The 19,614-nt window shown below is 42.8% G+C and carries 13 protein-coding genes; 11 read left to right on the forward strand and 2 right to left on the reverse strand.

From position 1 onward, the window contains the following. The first annotated feature begins 66 nt into the window (after positions 1 to 66). The 10 genes from WKT17_RS13885 (at position 67) to WKT17_RS13930 (ending at position 13,784) form a co-directional block, all read left to right on the forward strand. Positions 67 to 684: a sensor histidine kinase gene (locus tag WKT17_RS13885; RefSeq protein WP_340273308.1), complete on the forward strand. Its 618-nt coding sequence runs from the start codon at positions 67 to 69 to the stop codon at positions 682 to 684. Then, a complete protein-coding gene (locus WKT17_RS13890) occupies positions 677 to 2,260 on the forward strand; it encodes a response regulator transcription factor (protein ID WP_294541395.1) in 1,584 nt (527 codons plus the stop codon). The genes WKT17_RS13885 and WKT17_RS13890 overlap by 8 nt, the downstream gene beginning before the upstream one ends. After that, positions 2,257 to 3,267, forward strand: a complete 1,011-nt coding sequence (locus WKT17_RS13895; RefSeq protein WP_294541397.1) for a hypothetical protein — start codon at positions 2,257 to 2,259, stop codon at positions 3,265 to 3,267. The genes WKT17_RS13890 and WKT17_RS13895 overlap by 4 nt, the downstream gene beginning before the upstream one ends. Before the next feature lie 241 nt (positions 3,268 to 3,508). Next, positions 3,509 to 4,810 (forward strand): substrate-binding domain-containing protein, encoded by a 1,302-nt coding sequence (locus WKT17_RS13900; protein ID WP_340273280.1) that lies wholly within the window; start codon positions 3,509 to 3,511, stop codon positions 4,808 to 4,810. 155 nt (positions 4,811 to 4,965) lie between these two features. Next, entirely contained in the window at positions 4,966 to 6,474 is a 1,509-nt protein-coding gene (locus WKT17_RS13905) for a sugar ABC transporter ATP-binding protein (protein WP_340273283.1), read from the forward strand. An 18-nt stretch (positions 6,475 to 6,492) separates the two neighbouring features. Then, positions 6,493 to 8,148 carry an ABC transporter permease subunit gene (locus WKT17_RS13910; RefSeq protein WP_340273285.1) on the forward strand — a complete coding sequence of 552 codons (1,656 nt, stop codon included), beginning with the start codon at positions 6,493 to 6,495 and terminating at the stop codon, positions 8,146 to 8,148. Between the two features lie 116 nt (positions 8,149 to 8,264). Beyond that, positions 8,265 to 9,875, forward strand: a complete 1,611-nt coding sequence (locus tag WKT17_RS13915; protein ID WP_173750073.1) for a response regulator — start codon at positions 8,265 to 8,267, stop codon at positions 9,873 to 9,875. After that, entirely contained in the window at positions 9,865 to 11,733 is a 1,869-nt protein-coding gene (locus WKT17_RS13920) for a cache domain-containing sensor histidine kinase (RefSeq protein WP_291682884.1), read from the forward strand. Before WKT17_RS13915 ends, WKT17_RS13920 begins: the two co-directional genes overlap by 11 nt. Further along, positions 11,720 to 12,694 (forward strand): substrate-binding domain-containing protein, encoded by a 975-nt coding sequence (locus WKT17_RS13925; RefSeq protein ID WP_173750075.1) that lies wholly within the window; start codon positions 11,720 to 11,722, stop codon positions 12,692 to 12,694. Before WKT17_RS13920 ends, WKT17_RS13925 begins: the two co-directional genes overlap by 14 nt. A 37-nt stretch (positions 12,695 to 12,731) precedes the next feature. Further along, complete coding sequence (locus tag WKT17_RS13930; RefSeq protein WP_173750076.1) at positions 12,732 to 13,784, forward strand: galactose ABC transporter substrate-binding protein; 1,053 nt, start codon at positions 12,732 to 12,734, stop codon at positions 13,782 to 13,784. Between the two features lie 80 nt (positions 13,785 to 13,864). Here the strand turns inward: WKT17_RS13930 and WKT17_RS13935 are convergent, their stop codons facing one another. Further along, positions 13,865 to 15,439 carry a glycoside hydrolase family 43 protein gene (locus tag WKT17_RS13935; protein WP_340273290.1) on the reverse strand — a complete coding sequence of 525 codons (1,575 nt, stop codon included), beginning with the start codon at positions 15,437 to 15,439 and terminating at the stop codon, positions 13,865 to 13,867. Positions 15,440 to 15,646: 207 nt separating this feature from the next. Here WKT17_RS13935 and WKT17_RS13940 point away from each other — a divergent pair, with 207 nt between their 5' ends. Next, positions 15,647 to 16,789 carry a polysaccharide deacetylase family protein gene (locus WKT17_RS13940; protein WP_173750078.1) on the forward strand — a complete coding sequence of 381 codons (1,143 nt, stop codon included), beginning with the start codon at positions 15,647 to 15,649 and terminating at the stop codon, positions 16,787 to 16,789. A gap of 83 nt (positions 16,790 to 16,872) precedes the next feature. Here the strand turns inward: WKT17_RS13940 and adhE are convergent, their stop codons facing one another. Further along, complete coding sequence (gene adhE, locus WKT17_RS13945; RefSeq protein ID WP_173750079.1) at positions 16,873 to 19,491, reverse strand: bifunctional acetaldehyde-CoA/alcohol dehydrogenase; 2,619 nt, start codon at positions 19,489 to 19,491, stop codon at positions 16,873 to 16,875. Between the last annotated feature and the right edge of the window lie 123 nt (positions 19,492 to 19,614).

Consider the following 19,614-nt stretch of genomic DNA (forward strand, 5'->3'; position numbering starts at 1 on the left):
AAGTAATAAAGCCCTTTTGAGGGCTAATATCAAACCACCAGTTGAACTGGTGGTTGCTGACTTAGCCTGCAATCCCAAATTCAGCCGCATTTTCTTTACAATACTTTAGAGTGTATTCATTGGCAGGCTGCTTCTGAGGGAAATCATGAAGTTTCTACTATGGTAAAAGCCCTTGCAAAGTTTTATCGCATATGTCTCAGCAAGGGAGAAGATATCATTCCACTGGCTACAGAATTAGAACACATTCGTCAATATATCATTATCCAAAATATGAGATATGGAGATATTATTGATATGGAAATTTTAATTCCTAAGCAATATGAAACGATTTTAATTCCTAAAATTACACTTCAGCCTCTGGTAGAAAATTCTATTTATCATGGAATTAAGGTCAAAGAAGGACGAACAGGAAAGATTTGGATATATGTGGAACCAAGTGAAAAGGATTTTTATCTGGTTGTATCTGATAATGGGGAGAGGCTGAACCAGAAACAGATTCAGCACATAAATGAAAGCCTTTCTTTTTTTGACAGAGATATAGGATATGGAATTAATAATGTTAATAAAAGAATTGAATTGATGTTTGGAAAAAAATATGGATTAAAGTTTTATCAAAATGAAAAATCTGGAATCAGTGTAAAAATAAAACTGCCTGGAACTGCGGAGGAGTCAGAAAATGTATAAAATATTGATTGTTGATGATGAACGAATGATTAGAATGGGGATAGAGAAAACAATTAATTGGAAAAGCCTGAAAATCGGAGAGGTTTATACAGCTGCATCTGCAAGAGAAGCTATGGAAATGATAGAGAAGTATAAACCGAATATTTTAATTACAGATATTAGCATGACAGAAATGTCAGGGCTGGATTTGGTGGGAATTATACGGGAACAGGAATCTGATATGCGTATTATTATTCTTACAGGATATGACAGATTTGATTATGCAAGACAGGCTTTACAGCTCCAGGTTCATGATTTTTTGCTCAAACCGATTGATGAGCGGGAACTTACGGAAAGTATACGAATGCAGATACAGAAAATCGAGGAAATAAAAGAAGAAAAACAAAGAACTTTGAATATAAAAAGAACAGAAGGAGTGTACCAGCAAGAATATCTGGAGTCTGTAATCTGGGATTACATGAAAGGAAATACGGTAGAAGCACAAAGAGAACAGGAATTTTTGCAGCAGTTCGGATTTGAGAGAAATGAAATGATGCGAATTGGAATTGTGATACCGGATAAAAAAACGGATCAGAGTTCAGATGAGGAAAAATTTTATCATCAAATGATGAAGCAAATTGCAATGAATTTGATAGATGACTGCAATAAAGGAATTACCATAACGGACGGAGAAGATCATTTAATTATAGTTTTCTTTTCCGGTTATGGAGAGGAGAAATTTGATACCTCTTCAGAAGCAGAAGAGTTAATGGATATTTTAAGAAACGAATGTAATGCAGAGCCTAAATTGGTTTTTGGAAGTGAAGTTTCAGGATTCAAAAACTTGCAAGTATCGTATAATGATGCTTTGTATGTGGTAAAAAGTGAAAGAAAAGAAATAGCAGATGTCTTTTATAGCAAAACAGATTCTAAGAGGAATGATATTTTTCAAGAGGTTTTCAGAGAATTTAAACAGGCTTGTATTCTTAATTGTTCCAATATTGAACAAGTTATGCATATTTTAAAACGTTTTAAAAGAGCAGTGGAATCTTATAATCTGGGAAGGAAATATGCAATAAATTGCTATTTTGAATTAGCTTCAGCTATTTATTTTTCTTACATTAATGAAACAGGAAATACTCCGGAGGAGAGCCTTAATTCTTTTACCCAGTCTTTAGTGGGGACTGACAAAGAGAAAGCAGAAGAAGTAACAGAAATGTTTCTTCAGAAAATATTGGCAAAAGAGGAGGGAGACGAACATGAGATTATCAGGAAAGTCAAGAATATGATTCATGAAGACTTAAGTCAGGATTTAACAGTTGCCAATCTTGCCGCTCAGTTGTATGTGTCCCCTAACTATTTGTCAAGGTTATTTAAGCAAATAACAGGGGAAGGGTGTAACGAATATATTGTGCGTAAAAGAATTGAGAAAGCAAAATCCTTGTTGGAGACAACTAGCTTAAAAACAGGAGAAATTGCTATGATGGTAGGATATCATGATATGAATTATTTTTCCCTGGCCTTTAAGAAACATATAGGAAAAGCACCGACAAAATATAGAAATATTGTGCAAAAGCAGGAAAGGGCAGATTCATGAAATACATATATAGAAAGAAAATAGTTATGGTCACTGCATTGTTACTTTTAAGTGTATTGTGCAGTTGCAGAGAGAAACAAGAAAATAAGATTTCCGAAAAGAAGATAAATTATGAAAAAGAAGAGAATAGCATAGAAGTGTGGAAAGAAGAGCTTACGTTTGAAGAGGAGGAAGTTCCCAGTGCGGCGTCCGTTAGAGGTATGCAGGTTATAAAAGAGGGGGAAGTAAAGTTTGCTGTTTCCTATGAACCAAGAGAATATAAAAATTCTTATGACTGTTGGGATATGTCTGTTCCGTATCATTCCTGGGTATCTGTAGATACAGAAAGATTGTATGAATATTTCTCATGTTTGGAAAATCTTTCATTAGAAAAAATTACAGATATACCAGAAAATACAGGATTGGAAGATAGTCAAACGTCTCTGTTTATAGCATACTATAGTGGACAAAATCAGCAAGAGCAGGGACAAGCAGAACCAGACAAAGGGATTACTTATCAGATAGGACTGAAAAATGCAAATGGAGATTATTATGTGAAAATAAATGAAGAAGAAGGGGTATGGCAGGCCGATGGAGCGGTTGTGAATGAACTTTTAAATCTGAATCCATTTGATTGTGTGCTAAAGGTAGCGAACGTGGTTAGTATTGAAACGATATCTACAGTAGATATAGATATAGAGGGAAAAAAATATATCATAGATTTTACAGACGGAGAAAGCTGCAGATTTAATAAGAAAAAGGTAGAGAAAGAAGAGGCATATGAACTGTATACTTCTTTAATAAGTATTTTTGTGGAAAAAGAAAATTTGAAAAAGGAACATACAGGAGAGATACCATTACTCACAATAACTTATAATCGAAATATGGATTCGGCACCCAGAATAGTAGAAGAATTTTATGCGTATAATGAGGAATACGCTTCTGTTAGTATAAATGGAGATGAAATTTTTCTGGTTGACAGAGAATCCGTAGATACTCTTATTGCCCAAATCCAATCGGCTTTCTGATTGCTCAGTATGATTTCAAAAAATATGCTTAGAATACCTTGTATCTGAGTGCGGTTAAAATATCCATATTTCGACAAAATATATGAAAATATTATACCATATAACCAATAAAATCTTAAAAATTTCAATGTAAAGCGAAAAAAATTCTATGTTTTATTTCCTGGATATTGTGTATAGTGTCAATATCAATAAAAGGCACGGACGAAAAAGAAAATGTGCCGATGGAAGGGAGAATATTTCAATGAAAAGAAAATTAGCAGTATTAACAATGGCAGCCGTTTTAGGTCTTTCCGCTGTTGCATGTGGTTCTGAACCAGCAAAAGACACAGCGAAAACAGAGGATACCGGCAAAACAGAAGACACTGGAAAAACAGAGGGTTCTGAAGTGGCGAACAAAGACAAACCTCTGGTATGGTTCAACCGTCAGCCGTCTAACAGCTCTACAGGTGAGTTGGACATGAACGCTCTGAACTTTAACAAAGATACATATTATGTAGGATTTGACGCAAACCAGGGTGCTGAACTGCAGGGACAGATGGTGAAAGAATACATCGAAAAAAATGCAGATACTATTGACCGTAATGGCGATGGCGTAATCGGATATGTTCTGGCTATCGGTGATATCGGACATAATGATTCTATCGCACGTACAAGAGGTGTTCGTAAAGCTCTTGGAACAGGTGTAGAAAAAGACGGCACTATTAACAGTGAGCCGGTTGGAACAAACGTAGACGGAAAAGCTTCTGCAGTACAGGACGGTTCTTTAGAAGCTGGCGGAAAGAAATTCGTAGTTCGTGAGTTGGGTTCTCAGGAAATGAAGAACTCTGCAGGCGCTACATGGGACGCAGCTACAGCCGGTAACGCAATTGGAACATGGTCATCTTCCTTTGGTAAAGAAATTGATGTTGTTGTTTCTAACAACGATGGTATGGGAATGTCGATGTTCAATGCATGGTCAAAAGAAAACAAAGTTCCTACTTTCGGATACGATGCGAACAGTGATGCAGTAGCAGCCATTGCAGAAGGCTACGGCGGAACCATCAGCCAGCATGCAGATGTACAGGCTTACTTAACACTTCGTGTTCTTCGTAACGCATTAGACGGTGTTGATATTGATACAGGTATCGGTACAGCAGATGAAGCTGGAAACGTTCTTAGTGACCAGGAATATGTATACAAAGAAGACGAGCGTTCTTACTACGCATTAAACGTAGCTGTAACCGCAGACAACTATCAGGATTTCACAGACTCTACTAAGACCTTCGAGCCTGTATCCAAACAGTTAGATGAAAGCAAATCTCCTTCCAAGAAAGTATGGCTGAACATTTACAATGCTTCTGATAACTTCTTAAGCTCTACATACCAGCCGCTTCTTGAAAAATATGATGACCTTCTGAACTTAGACGTTGAATACATCGGTGGTGACGGACAGACAGAGTCCAACATTACAAACCGTCTTGGAAACCCGGGTCAGTATGATGCATTTGCTATTAACATGGTGAAAACAGACAATGCAGCTTCTTACACAGCTTTACTGCAGTAATTCATAACTCAGTAGCGTTTATGTAAAACGATGACAGACGGAGGGTGTCGCGTTAAGACAGTGTTTTTGATAATGTCCTTAATGCAGCAGCCTCCGTTCAATCTGAAAGCGAGAGTGCGCTGCAATACCAATATACAGATACAGGAGTAAAAAGAATGGCAGATAAGAAAGATGAAGTTGTCTTATCCATACGTAATATGAGTAAGTCCTTTGGACGAAACCGGGTTCTTGACCATATTAACCTGGATTTGAAACGGGGAACCGTTATGGGGCTTATGGGTGAAAACGGTGCCGGTAAGTCAACAATGATGAAATGTCTTTTTGGAACTTATCAGAAAGATGAAGGAAAAATCACTCTGGACGGCAGAGAAGTCAGTTTCTCCGGGCCGAAAGATGCTCTGGAAAACGGAATTGCCATGGTTCATCAGGAGTTGAACCAGTGTCTGGAAAGAAATGTTATGGATAATCTTTTCCTGGGACGTTATCCCGTGAATTCCATGGGTGTTATCGATGAAGGAAGAATGAAAAAAGAAGCTTCTGAACTTTTCAGAAAGCTGGGCATGACTGTAAATCTGACGCAGCCTATGCGCAATATGTCAGTATCCCAAAGACAGATGTGTGAAATTGCAAAGGCGATTTCCTATAATGCGAAGGTAATTGTTCTTGATGAACCGACTTCTTCTCTGACTGTACAGGAAGTCGATAAGTTGTTTGAAATGATGAGAATGTTAAAAGAACAGGGAATTTCTCTGATTTATATTTCTCATAAAATGGACGAAATCTTTGAGATTTGTGATGAGATTTCCGTACTCCGAGATGGTAATCTGGTTATGACAAAGAGTGCCAAAGACACGGATATGAATGAACTGATTGCAGCTATGGTTGGACGTTCTTTGGAAAACCGGTTTCCACCGGTAGATAACCAGCCAAAGGATGTAATCTTATCCATACAGCACCTGTCCACAAAATTTGAACCTCATCTGCAGGACATCAGTTTTGATGTAAGAGAGGGAGAAATTTTCGGACTTTATGGCCTGGTAGGCGCAGGTCGTACAGAACTTCTGGAAACGATTTTCGGTATTCGTACCAGAGCGGCAGGACGGGTTTACTTTAACAAGAAACTAATGAACTTCAACAGCGCAAAAGAAGCAATGGATCATGGTTTTGCCCTGATTACAGAGGAAAGAAAGGCGAATGGTCTGTTCCTGAAGTGTGATTTGACGTTTAACACAACGATTGCAAATCTGCCGCGGTATAAAACCGGCCTGGCTCTTTCCGATGCCAAGATGGTAAAGGCAACCGCCAACGAAATTAAAATTATGCATACGAAATGTATGGGACCGGATGACATGATTTCCAGTTTGTCCGGCGGTAATCAGCAGAAAGTTATTTTTGGAAAATGGCTGGAACGCAGCCCTCAGGTGTTCATGATGGACGAACCTACCCGAGGAATCGACGTTGGTGCAAAATATGAAATTTATGAGCTGATTATTCAGATGGCAAAACAGGGAAAAACAATTATCGTTGTTTCTTCGGAAATGCCTGAAATTCTGGGTATCACAAACCGTATCGGCGTTATGTCAAACGGACATCTCTCCGGTATTGTGAATACAAAAGAAACAAATCAGGAAGAACTCTTAAGACTTAGCGCAAAATACCTATAATAAGGGAGAAGAATGGATATGGCGAACGGAAATAGTAATATCCTTACAGCTGAACAGGAAATGAAACTGCGTCAGCCAATCGAGGATTATGTTGGTAAAATTCAGAAAAAAATTGACAGCCTGAGAGCTGACGGTACGGATAAAATCGTAGAAATCCAAAACTTAATGGACAGCATTAAAAGAGACCGTACCCTTACAAAAGGAGAAAAGGAAAGCAGGCTTGCAAAATGTAAAACAGAGTTGGAAGCAGCAAAAGCAGTGGAAGCAAAGCATAAAGACGAAGTTTCTAAACGGATTGCAGATGCTGAAAATTATTTGAAAGAGCATTTTGATAAGGATTATTATCAGGCTGTGAAAGCCAGCTGTGCGGCAGAAAAAGCAGCAGCCAAAGCTCGCTATCAGAAAAAAGTGGCAGAGCTGGAAAAAGAACATAAAGCAGCTGTGGCAAAGCTTTCCGATCATCAGGAAATTAAAGACGAAAACTATGTTTATAAAAACAGGCTCTTTGACGCAAAGATGACCATGGAAAAAGAATTCCAGGAAGCAAAAGACAGAAGACATGCGGCGTATTCTTATAAGTTTCACTTAATTGATTTGCTGCGTATGTCCAAGTTTACTTTTATAGAAGCGAGAGCACAGAAATGGGAAAACTACAAATATACCTTTAACCGCAGAACGTTCCTTTTGCAGAACGGTTTGTATATTGCCATTCTGTTGATATTCGTTGCACTGTGTATTATTACGCCGATTGTTAAAGGTTCACCACTTTTGACTTACAACAATGTGTTAAATATTCTTCAGCAGGCTTCCCCTCGTATGTTCCTTGCGTTAGGTGTAGCAGCGTTAATCCTTTTAGCTGGTACAGACCTTTCTATCGGACGTATGGTTGGTATGGGTATGACAGCCGCAACGATTATTATGCATCAGGGTGTGAACACAGGTGGTGTGTTCGGGCATATTTTTGACTTCACAGGTATGCCGGTTATAGCCAGAGTGATTTTGGCCTTGGTGGTTTGTATTTTGTTATGTACTTTCTTTACAACCATAGCAGGTTTCTTTACAGCGAAGTTTAAAATGCACCCGTTTATTTCTACCATGGCAAACATGCTGGTAATCTTCGGTCTTGTTACTTATGCAACAAAGGGTGTGTCCTTCGGTGCTATTGAAGCTACAATTCCAAATATGGTAATTCCGAAAGTAAACGGCTTCCCGACTATTATTCTGTGGGCTGTTGCAGCTATTGCCATTGTGTGGTTTATCTGGAATAAAACAACGTTTGGTAAAAATCTGTATGCAGTAGGCGGAAACCCGGAAGCTGCATCTGTATCCGGTATTTCCGTGTTCGGTGTAACAGTAGGCGCTTTCGTTATGGCTGGTGTTCTTTATGGATTTGGTTCCTGGCTGGAATGTATCCGAATGGTTGGTTCCGGTTCTGCAGCTTATGGACAGGGCTGGGAAATGGACGCTATCGCAGCCTGCGTGGTAGGTGGCGTATCCTTTACGGGTGGTATTGGTAAAATCTCCGGTGTCGTAGTCGGTGTATTTATCTTTACAGCGCTTACTTATTCCCTGACAATCCTTGGTATTGACACGAACCTGCAGTTCGTATTCTCAGGTATCATTATCCTTGTAGCCGTTACACTGGACTGTCTGAAATACGTTCAGAAGAAATAGGCGGAAGGTTTAAAAAGACATTATTCATAAGAAGATTTTCAAAAGAGTCAGATGCGGGTCTGGCTCTTTTATGTTATAATAATGCAAAAAGATGAGTGAAAATACGGAGAAGGAAAATGGATACATATACAGTACTTTTGGTAGATGATGAAGAAGAAGTCATTCAGGTGATTATGCGAAAGATTAACTGGGAGGGGTTGGGATTTTCTGTTATCGGATATGCCAATAATGGTGTGAAAGCATTGGAAATGGTGGAAGAATTTCAGCCGGATGTGGTGATGACGGATATTAAAATGCCCTACATGGACGGCATGGAACTGGCGGGACATATCAAAGCCGATTATCCGGCTACCAAGCTGCTTCTTTTTACCGGGTTTGATGAATTTGAATATGCCAAAGAAGCCGTCCATCTGGAAGTGGAGGAGTATATTCTGAAACCGGTGAATTCTGTGGAACTGACGAATGTGTTTACCCAGTTGAAGATAAAGCTGGACCAGGAAATCGGCGAAAAGCGAAATGCAGAATCCTTAAAAAAATATTATATGGATTCTCTGCCGCTTCTGCAGGCGAATTTTTATGCAACTTTGCTGGAGGGGCGGATTCGTGAAGAGGAACTGGATCGCTATCTTTCTGATTACCAGATTTCTCTTTCGGGCCCTTTTTTCTGCTGTCTGGTGATTCATACTTCATCGTCCCAGATACCGGAAGATATGAATCCGCTGCTTCTGGCGGCTTCCGTGGAAAAGCAGGCCAAGGAATATCTGGGGGAAAAGTGGAGAGCCAGGTGTTTCTCTTATCTGGGGAAAACCATTTTGATTGCCCAGTTGTCCGGAGAAAATGAAATGTCTGAACTGACGGATGACAGCGACCGTTTTTGCCGGTACGCACACCGGATTATCGGCGCCAATGTAACTGTGGGAATCGGCCAGGTGTGCGGAAGTATTCTGGAACTGTCCCAGTCTTACAGCAGCGCCAGAGAAGCCATTTCCTACCGGGTGCTCTACGGAACTTCCAGAGCCATTAATATTCAGGAAATTGCTCCACATGAGAGGAATAACCCGGGTTCCAGCCACGAAGGGGAACTGTCCCACCTGTTTAAAACCATTCGTCTGAACGAGCCGCCGGAAATCGCCCAGGCAGTCCATGAGTATCTTGGCAGCATTTCCTTTAAGGAAAAATCCCTGCAGCAGCACCACCTGGACGTCATGGAACTTCTCAGCGAATTCTGCCGGTTTGCGGCAAACAATGATATTGTACTGGGAGAACTGTCAAAAGATATGGGAAAACTATACGGCAGAGTTCTGGACATGGGACCGGATACGCTGGAAAAGTGGCTGGTAAACATCAGTGTTTCTCTTCACGAAAAACTGTTGAATGCCCGGACAAAGTCTACCAAATCCTTTGTGGAAAAGGCAAAAGATTATGTGCACAACAATTATGTGAACGAAGAACTTTCTCTGGACCGTATCTGTGAAGTGCTGGGAGTCTCCAATTCTTATTTTTCTACCATTTTTAAAAAGGAGACAGGGAAGTCCTTTATTGGCTACCTGACGGATTATCGCATGGACAGAGCATCCCGGCTTTTGTTGGAGACAAACGAAAAGAGTTATATTATAGGGAAGAAAGTGGGATATACGGACCCCAATTATTTCAGTTATGTGTTTAAACGGCGGTTCGGAGTATCGCCTTCCAAGTACAGAACGGAGTACAGAGAAAGTGAAAAATAAGTATTTCAGACAACTGAAAAAAATGAAGCCAAAGGAAATTCAGACCACCATTATGCTGGCTTCTTCCGTGGTGTCGATTTCCATTATGCTGATTCTGGGAGTGGTTCTGTATCTGCGGTTTTCCAATTCTGCCAGGGCGGAAACCATAAACAGTACACAGAAGCTGATGGAGCAGACTGGGGAGAACCTGGAAGAATATCTGATGAGCATGCGGCAGATTTCCGATGCGGTTTATTACAACGTGGTAAAGGAAAATGATTTTGAGAAGAATAAGCAGGATATTCAAAGCGGAATGAATCTTTTGTACGAGGCAAACAAAGAAAAACTCAGAAGTATTGCCATATATAACAACTACGGAAGCCTTATGGCGGCGGAACCGGTGGCCTCCCAGAAGGAAGACCCGGACGTAACCAGCCAGGACTGGTATCAGAAGGCCATGGAGGAAATGGAAAATATGCATTTTTCCACACCTCATATTCAGAATTTGTTCAATGACACAACACACCGTTATTATTGGGTGGTTTCTTTAAGCCGCGTGGTAGAATTGACAGACCAGGGAGTTCCACAGGCAGGTGTACTTTTGGTAGATATGGATTTTTCCAGTATTTCTCGTATGATGAAGCAGATTAATGAAGTGAACAACGGGCAGTATTATTATCTGTGCGACAGCAGCGGTGAAATTGTCTATCACCCCAGGCAGATACAAATCAGCGACGGAATTTACGAAGAAAACAGCAAACGGGCAGCGACCTACAAAGACGGCGTTTATGACGAGGCTTTTCAAGGGGAAAACCGGAAAGTGGTGGTAAATACCATCAGTTATACCGGATGGAAACTGGTAGGAGTGATTCCCTATTCTACGTTTAATCACGGCATGGTAAATCTCCGTTATTTTGCGGTTATGATGATTCTGTTGATGACCATGATGCTGGTGGTGATTAACCGGGTGGTTTCCCTTAGGATTTCCAGCCCGATTTTGAAACTGAATCAATCGGTGCGGAAGTATGAAGCAGGGGAGAAACCGGAAATTTACATTGGCGGTTCTCAGGAAATCCGTCATCTGGGGTATTCCATTCAGAAGTCTTATGAACAGATTGATGAACTGATGAAGGAAATTGTCCTGGAACAAAATGAGAGAAGAAAGAGTGAATTAGACGCCTTGCAGGGCCAGATTCATCCCCATTTTCTGTACAATACGCTGGAATCCATTACCTGGATGATAGAGGGAGAACGGAACGATGAGGCGGTCTTTATGATTTCCCAGCTGGCCAGACTGTTTCGTATCAGTCTTTCTAAGGGCAGAACCGTGATTTCCGTAAAAGATGAACTGCAGCATGCGCAGAGCTATATGAATATACAGAAGGTCCGGTATAAAAACTCTTTTTCTGTGACCTTTGATGTGGAGGAAGAGTTGTATTCCTATTGTACAGTTAAGCTGATTCTGCAGCCCATACTGGAGAATGCTATTAATTATGGCGTGGGCAATATGGAAGACGGCGGAGAAATCCGGATAACCGGAAGGCGTGAAGGAGACTTGATTGTTCTGGCTGTTTCCGATAACGGGCTTGGTATGTCAGAGGAGGAAGTGGCTCTTGTACTGACGGACAGTAACCGGATTCACAAGCACGGCTCCGGGGTAGGACTGGTGAATGTCAACAGCCGTATCCAGATTCTCTTTGGAAAGGAATACGGGCTTGTGGTGGAAAGTGAACCGGATGAGGGAACCCGGGTTTCCATACACATTCCGGCTGTCCCTTATACAGAAGAAAATCGCAGGATACTGGAGATGGGACATATGATGAGCCGGGAAGAAATCGTAGACAGGAAAGTACAGGGACAAAGCAATGAAAAAGGATAAGAAGATGTTTATTCTGATACAGGCAGTTCTGAGCCTGCTGGTGATTCTGCTGGTGGTTGTCATGCTGCGGGAGCAAAGTGGAAAAGAGCAGTATCAGGTGTCTGTGATTGTGGAAAACTCAGACGACAATCAGTGGTCTGCCTTTAAATACGGATTGAAAATGGCAGCAGAGGACAGAGGGGCAGAAATGTTTATGGTCAGCACAGGGGCGGTGCTCACCCCGGAGGAAGAAAAAAAGCTGATAGAACAGGAAGTGAAAAACGGCGCAGACGCTGTGATTGCAGAGCCCGTTCCCGGCACAGACCCAGCGAAACTGCTGAAGGAAGTTCAGGGGAAAATTTCGGTTATGCTGGTGGGAGGAGAATTGCCCAAAAGTGAAAAGCGCAGGGGATTTCCGGTGGTTCGGGCAGATGATTATGCAATGGGACAGGCTTTGGCAGAAGAACTGTTAAAGGATTACGACGGAAAGCTGAATGGAAAAAGTCTTGGTATGATAGGCGGGCGGAGAGACTCACAAAGTATCCGGAACCGGGAGGAAGGATTTACAGAAACCTTAAAGGAAACAGGGGTGGAAGTCCTCTGGTCTGGTATGAAAAATCCGGAGGAAAATATTAAGGCTTTTCTGGAAAGCCAGCCGGAGGTGGATTTTGTGATTGCGTTTGATGATGACAGTCTGACTGCGGCGGGAGAATGTGGAGAAGCCAATAATCTCCACGGGGCTCTTGTGTATGGAATCGGCAATTCCACAGAAGCGGTTTATTATCTGGATGTGGGAACGGCAGAATGTGTGGTTGTGTCAGATGCCTTTTATGCAGGATACCAAAGTCTGACAGGACTTATGAACGGAATGGAGAATTCCTTCCGCAATTATGAAGAACCACAGATTTCTTATACGGTTATGAGGAGAGAAAATCTGTTTTCCAAAGAGAATCAGGATATTCTGTTTACTATGAGTCAGTAAAGGACGGGAAAACGGAGAAGAAATGCGGAGGTAAAGCATGAGAAAGAACAAAAGAAGGGCAGCGGGAATGCTCCTGGCTTTTGCAGCGCTGTTTCTGGGCGGCTGTAAGGAGGGGGAGTCAGAGGCGCCGGATAAACTTCATGTGGGAGTTGCTTCTTATAATCAGAGTGATACCTATATGAATGCCCTGATTGGAAGGTTTAAAGAAAATATGAATGAATTGGGCAGCGACAGGCTGGAAGTAACCGTAACGGTCCGGGACGCGGCTGGTCTGCAGAAGACGCAGAATGACCAGGTGGAAGAAATGATAGATGAGGGGTGCAATGTACTCTGTGTAAACCTGGTGGACCGGGCAGACCCGTCGGAGATTATTGATTTGGCCAGAGAAAATGACGTGCCGATTATCTTTTTTAACAGAGAGCCGGTGGCGGAAGACCTGCACCAGTGGGAACATCTGTATTATGTAGGAGCGGATGCCAGACAGTCCGGCATATTGCAGGGAGAACTGGCGGTTGACCTTATCAAGGAGGACGACCGTATTGACAAGAATAAGGATGGAAAAATCCAGTATGTGGTTCTGGAAGGAGAAATGGGACACCAGGATGCAATTATCCGCACAGAAAATGCAGTGAATACGCTGAAACAGAATGGCGTTGAAGTGGAAAAACTCAGCTGCAAAATCGCAAACTGGAACCGGGCACAGGCACAGAACAGAATGGAGCAGATAATAGGAGAGTATCAGAACAAAATAGAACTGGTTCTGGCCAACAATGACGACATGGCCCTGGGCGCTGTGGATGCGTATAAGAAGTTGAATTATACATCTTCGGCCTTGCCTGTGTTTTTTGGAATCGACGGTACGGATGTGGGACTGGAAGCTGTCAAAAAGGGAGAATTGCAGGGCACTGTATATAACGACAAAGAAGGCCAGGCTGAAGTCATGGCAAAGCTGGCGGCAGCTCTGATTACAGGCCAGAGTATGGAAGAGATTCCCTTTGAAAATGACAGGTATGTGTACCTGCCTTATCACAAAGTGAGCGATGAGAATATAGAACAATTTTCGGAGAAATCCATGGAACTGTCGCAATAAGAAGAAAGAACAGCCCCATGGCACGGCAATCCTGTATAAAGATTCTGATTGCCGTGTCATGGGGCGCTTTTTATGAGAGATTATTCCCCCTGGTAAGTAAACCAGTCAAAATCGGCGAAAGCCAGGGAATCTCTGTGGTTGGCGCTGGCGTACATACCCAGATAAGTACCGGTGAAGCCATTGTTTACATCGGAACTTAAAAGCACACCATCTGCGCAGAGGACCAGAGGAAGCATTTCCTGTTCCTCATATCCGTAGTAAAAAGAATACGTATCGGTATGTCCCTGTACACTGAGATAAAGGAGGGAGGATTCTTTGATTTCCTGTTCTTTTTTCAGGCTTCGGATTCCATTTCGGGTTTCCCAAAGCTGCAGGAAAGTCTTTCCCTGTTTTTTACGCATCGTCATAAGATAGTGGAAACGGTCATCCTGTACCAGAGCTAAGCCCGCCTCCTGAAAATCGGTTTCAGGCGAAAATTCCATAGCAGTTTTGGCCAGGAAATTTTTGTGCTGTTGTCTTCTGCCCACAAAAGCAGGGGTACAGATTTCTTCCATAACTTCAGGCCTTGTATAGAGCCGCAGAAATCCTTTGCGCTCAGTCAGGGAATACAGTGTCTGCAAGGGGGGATGAATGGTGTTCCACTGCATTTGCAGCACAGGGCTTTCAAAGTTATCAGAGGCAGGTAAGGGAGGATAAATGGTTTCCGGGAGTCTGGGCAGTCGTTCCCGTTCATTTACCATACCGTTTGCATTGTCAATTCTGGGCCAGCCGTCTTCGTCCCAGACCATGGGAATCATGAAGGTTTCCCGGCCGATGTTGTAGTGTCCGCCTGTGTAGGGGCGCACAGCCAGCAGAACCATCCACCATTCCCCGTTCTGGGTATCGGTAATGTCCGCATGTCCTGTGACGGCAATGGGGATTTCCAGGGGAAGATGTCTGTGAGATACGATGGGGTTTCGCGGGCAGATTTCATAATCCCCATCAATGGTACGGCAGCGGGCCATCTGCACACTGTGGTTGATAAAGGTACCGCCTTCTGCAACCAGCAGGTAATACCAGCCGTCTTTTTTGTAAATATGGGGCGCTTCAATCCAACGGCTGTAGGTTTTCTTTCCGTCCCAGATAATGCGGCGTTCTCCTTTAAACTGCAGGGTGACAGGGTCCAGTTCGTTTAAGTAAATGCCATGGTGGCCTTCATAGAGACATTCGCTGCTGATGAAATTTCCCACATACCATACAGAGCCGTCATCGTCAAAGAACAGGCTGGAATCAATACCGTCAGCGCCCTCTACAAAGACGGGGTCACTCCAGGGGCCGGCTGGATTTTTTGCAGTGATGATATAGTTGTCACGGTCTGCCTCTCTGCCTTTGGAAACAAAGGTATTGATGATGTAAAAGGTACCGTTGTGATAACGGATAGAGGGCGCCCAGAGTCCTTCGGAAGTCTCACAGTTTTTGTAGTCTAACTGGTCGGGGCGGTGGATTCCGTGTCCGATTTGTTCCCAGTGCACCAGGTCTTTGCTGTGGAAAATGGGAAGGCCCGGAAAGTACACAAAGGAAGAGGTTACCATGTAATAGTCCTCGCCTACCCGGCAGATAGAAGGATCCGGATAAAAGCCGGGCAGCAGGGGATTGGAAAAAGTTTTTTCTGGCATTGTAAAAGTTCTCCTTGTTTTGAATTTCTACCTTGATTATAGAAAGAAATCCTGCGGTGGTCTACGAAAAAATTGCTTTTTTCTGTGCAAAAAGAAAGTTGAAACAAACTGGAGAAAAAAAGGAAAATTTGTCGAAAATTACCTATACAAGTACCGGAGGGTTGTGTATAATAAAAGTATATCAGAAACAGGAGAAAGGAGCGGATTATGGGACAACCATTCGATGAAATAGACGAAGAAGAGTACGAAAGACGAAGACGGGCATTAATTATGCGCAAACGGCAGGAGAAAATTCGGCAGATGAAAATTCGGAAGCTGACACGGTTGGTTATTATGGCGGTTCTTTTGGTAACCGTGGTTGTGGCAGCAGGAACGGGAATTACCAAATTAGCCGGAGGCGGAGACAAAAAGGAACCATCTAAAATTACCCAGGAGGTACAGGCTGACACAGAAAAGGGGGAGACGGAAACATCAGCGGCAAAACAGCCGGTCATGAGTTCCTCGGACATTGAAAAGCTGGCCTCTGATACCACGATTTTCGGCTGGCAGCAGGACGAAACTGGCAAATGGTATCGCAATGCAGACGGAACTTTTTATGAAAATGGCTGGAAAGAAATAGATGGTGCGCAGTACTATTTTGATGAAAACGGTTATGTAACTACCGGTTGGTTGGAACTGGACGGAAAAGATTATTATTTTGACGAGGAAGGAAAGTATGACAGCACGAAGGTTCGTCCTATGGTTGCACTGACTTATGATGACGGACCGGGACAGTACACAGAGAAGCTGTTGCAGTGTCTGCAGGAGAACAATGCCAAGGCTACCTTCTTTATGTTGGGAGAAAACGCAGAGAAGTATCCTGATATTGTGAAAGAACTGAAGGACGCAGGCATGGAATTGGGCAATCATACATATGACCATCAGATTCTTACCAGTCTCTCTCAGGACCAGATAAGCAGTGAAATCAGTAAAGCCAATGAAGCAATTCAAAACGGTGCGGGTGTTCCGGCAGATACGCTTCGTCCGCCGGGAGGAAGCTGTAATGAAACCGTACAGCAGCTGGCAAATATGCCTATTATCAAATGGAGTTTAGATACCAAAGACTGGAAGACAAAGAGTGCAGATAAGACGTATCAGAAAGTAATGGATAACGTGCAGGACGGTTCTGTAGTCCTTATGCATGATATTCATGAGTGGTCTGTAGAAGCGTCTTTGCGCATGATTCCGGAACTGGTGGAAAAGGGTTACAAGCTGGTAACCGTACAGGAACTGGCAGAAGCCAAAGGAATTACTCTGGAAAACGGAAAAGTGTACTATTACTTTGGTGAAGGAACCCAGCAGGTGGAATAAAACAGTCTCGTTAGATTGTGAAATAGGAAAAAGGAGGAAACTGCCAATGGACGGCAGTTTCCTCCTTTTTCATATGGTCTTTATCAGCCTTCATGATAAGCTTTCAGATACATTTCTTTTATCTCTTTCATAAGCGGATACCGTGGGTTGGCGCCTGTACACTGGTCATTGAAGGCATTTTCAACCATTTCGTCCAGAGTAGCCATAAAGTCTTCCTCGGTAACGCCATACTCTTTAATCGTTCTCTTGATTCCTACTTTTGCTTTCAGTTCAGCAATGGCTTTGATGAAGTTTTCAAATACTTCGTCATCGTTTTTGCCCTGAATACCAATGAAACGAGCCATTTCGCAGTATCTTTCCTTTGCATGCGGATATGGATACTGGGAGAAGGTTCCCATCTTCACCGGTGCCGGGTCTGCGTTGTAGCGCATCACATGCTCAATGAGCAGGGCATTTGCAATACCGTGAGGCAGGTGATGGTAAGCACCTAATTTATGTGCCATGGAGTGGCATACACCCAGGAACGCATTGGAGAAGGCCAGACCTGCAAGGGTGGAAGCATTTGCCATTTTTTCTCTTGCAATAGGGTCATCTGCGCCTTTTTCGTAAGCGGAAGGCAGGTAGTCAAAGATTAATTTGGCTGCCTTTAAAGCCAGACCATCGGTGTAATCCGTAGCCATAATAGAAGCATAGGCTTCCAAAGCATGGGTCAGTGCGTCAATACCGGAAGCGCTGGTCAGTCCTTTTGGCTGTCCCATCATATAATCAGCATCAATAATAGCCATGTTTGGCATTAATTCATAGTCTGCAATGGGCCATTTCGTTCCGGTTGTGGCGTCTGTAATAATCGCGAACGGTGTTACCTCAGAACCGGTACCGGAAGAGGTAGGAATAGCAACCATCATAGCTTTTACACCCATTTTTGGGAATACGTAAACTCTCTTTCGGATATCCATGAAATCCATAGCCAAATCTTCAAAATTGCATTCCGGATGTTCGTACATCAGCCACATGATTTTAGCAGCATCCATAGCAGAACCGCCGCCCAGGGCAATAATGGTGTCAGGAGCAAAGGCTGTTAATTTTTCCAGACCTTTCTGAGCGCACTGCAGTGTAGGATCCGGGGCAACTTCAAAGAAGCAGTCATAAGTAATTCCCATTTCATCCAGTTTGTCTGTGATTGGTTTGGTGTAACCATTGTTATATAAGAAAGTATCGGTAACAATAAAGGCTTTTTTCTTGCCGTATACGTTTTTCAGTTCATCTAAGGCAACAGGCAGGCAGCCTTTTTTGAAGTAAACTTTTTCCGGTGTTCTGAACCAAAGCATGTTTTCTCTCCTTTCGGCAACGGTCTTCACGTTCAACAGGTGTTTCACTCCTACGTTTTCAGAAACAGAGTTTCCACCGTAAGAACCACAGCCAAGAGTCAGGGAAGGCGCCAGCTTGAAGTTGTATAAGTCACCGATACCGCCGTGTGCAGAAGGTGTATTTACCAGAATACGGCAGGTCTTCATACGGTCAGCAAATTTGTTCAGCTTTTCTGTCTGCGATGGGTGCAGATAGATAGAAGCAGTATGTCCGTAGCCGCCGTCTTTTACCAGCTGGTCAGCCATATCCAGGGCGGTATCGAAGTCTTTTGCTTTGTAAAGAGCCAGAACCGGTGACAATTTTTCATGGGCAAAAGGTTCGGAAATATCTACGGAAGTTACTTCACCAATGAGAATCTTGGTATCAGAGGGAACAGCAACACCTGCCATTTCCGCAATGACTGCCGCAGGCTGTCCGACGATTTTAGCGTTTACTGTGCCGGCTTCTGTAAGGATGATTTTCCGTACTTTATCCAGTTCTTCTTTGTTCAGTACATGGCAGCCGCGTTTGATAAATTCAGCTTTTACTTTATCATAAATATCAGCCAGAGCTGTTACAGACTGTTCGGAAGCACAAATCATACCATTGTCGAAAGTCTTGGAATGAATAACGGAATATACCGCTGTCTGAATGTCACAGGAACTGTCCATAATAACCGGTACGTTTCCAGGACCTACGCCGATAGCCGGTTTGCCGGAGGAATACGCAGCCTTTACCATGCCCGGGCCGCCTGTAGCTAAAATAACATCAACAGATTTCATTAATTCATTGGAAAGTTCAATGGTGGGTTCTTCAATGCAGCCGATAATGCCTTCCGGTGCCCCTGCTTTTACAGCAGCTTCCAGAACGATTCTTGCAGCCTCTGCAGTACATTTTTTTGCACGGGGATGAGGGCTGATAAGAATGGCATTTCTGGTCTTTAAGCAGATAAGGCACTTAAAGATTGCGGTGGAGGTTGGATTGGTAGTTGGGATAACTGCGCCTACAACTCCTACAGGCTCTGCGATTTTCTTAATTCCATAGGAGGTATCCTGCTCGATGACGCCGCAGGTTTTCACTCTTTTATAAGTGTTGTATGTATATTCTGCCGCATAGTGGTTTTTGATAACCTTATCTTCCAGCACACCCATACCTGTCTCTTCACAAGCCAGTCTTGCAAGAGGAATACGCATTTTGTTGGCAGCCATAGCCGCTTCAAAAAAGATTTTGTCCACCTGCTCCTGGGTGAATGTGGCAAATTTTTTCTGGGCTTCTCTCATAGAAGAGATTTTAGCCTGAAGAGCCTCGACACTGTTAATGGTTTCCGGTACTTTTGTTTCTGCTTTTTTAGCCATGGGAAATCCTCCTTAAATTAATTAAATAATAATTTTAATACAGTGTGTTGCAATAGCAGGAAGCATCTGATTTCCTGTTTTATTGATAAATATTTAACAAGTGTTGAGGCTATTATATCTCGT

It is taken from the genome of Blautia sp. HCN-20427, assembly GCF_037890365.1.
Classification (GTDB): Bacteria; Bacillota; Clostridia; order Lachnospirales; family Lachnospiraceae; genus Blautia.

What these genes read in the sequence shown, in the direction of transcription:
- adhE (WP_173750079.1), bottom strand. Translation starts at nt 19,491, where the DNA reads ATGGCTAAAAAAGCAGAAACAAAAGTACCGGAAACCATTAACAGTGTC.
- WKT17_RS13910 (WP_340273285.1), top strand. Translation starts at nt 6,493, where the DNA reads ATGGCGAACGGAAATAGTAATATCCTTACAGCTGAACAGGAAATGAAA.
- WKT17_RS13900 (WP_340273280.1), top strand. Translation starts at nt 3,509, where the DNA reads ATGAAAAGAAAATTAGCAGTATTAACAATGGCAGCCGTTTTAGGTCTT.
- WKT17_RS13915 (WP_173750073.1), top strand. Translation starts at nt 8,265, where the DNA reads ATGGATACATATACAGTACTTTTGGTAGATGATGAAGAAGAAGTCATT.
- WKT17_RS13930 (WP_173750076.1), top strand. Translation starts at nt 12,732, where the DNA reads ATGAGAAAGAACAAAAGAAGGGCAGCGGGAATGCTCCTGGCTTTTGCA.
- WKT17_RS13925 (WP_173750075.1), top strand. Translation starts at nt 11,720, where the DNA reads ATGAAAAAGGATAAGAAGATGTTTATTCTGATACAGGCAGTTCTGAGC.
- WKT17_RS13895 (WP_294541397.1), top strand. Translation starts at nt 2,257, where the DNA reads ATGAAATACATATATAGAAAGAAAATAGTTATGGTCACTGCATTGTTA.
- WKT17_RS13940 (WP_173750078.1), top strand. Translation starts at nt 15,647, where the DNA reads ATGGGACAACCATTCGATGAAATAGACGAAGAAGAGTACGAAAGACGA.
- WKT17_RS13935 (WP_340273290.1), bottom strand. Translation starts at nt 15,439, where the DNA reads ATGCCAGAAAAAACTTTTTCCAATCCCCTGCTGCCCGGCTTTTATCCG.
- WKT17_RS13890 (WP_294541395.1), top strand. Translation starts at nt 677, where the DNA reads ATGTATAAAATATTGATTGTTGATGATGAACGAATGATTAGAATGGGG.
- WKT17_RS13905 (WP_340273283.1), top strand. Translation starts at nt 4,966, where the DNA reads ATGGCAGATAAGAAAGATGAAGTTGTCTTATCCATACGTAATATGAGT.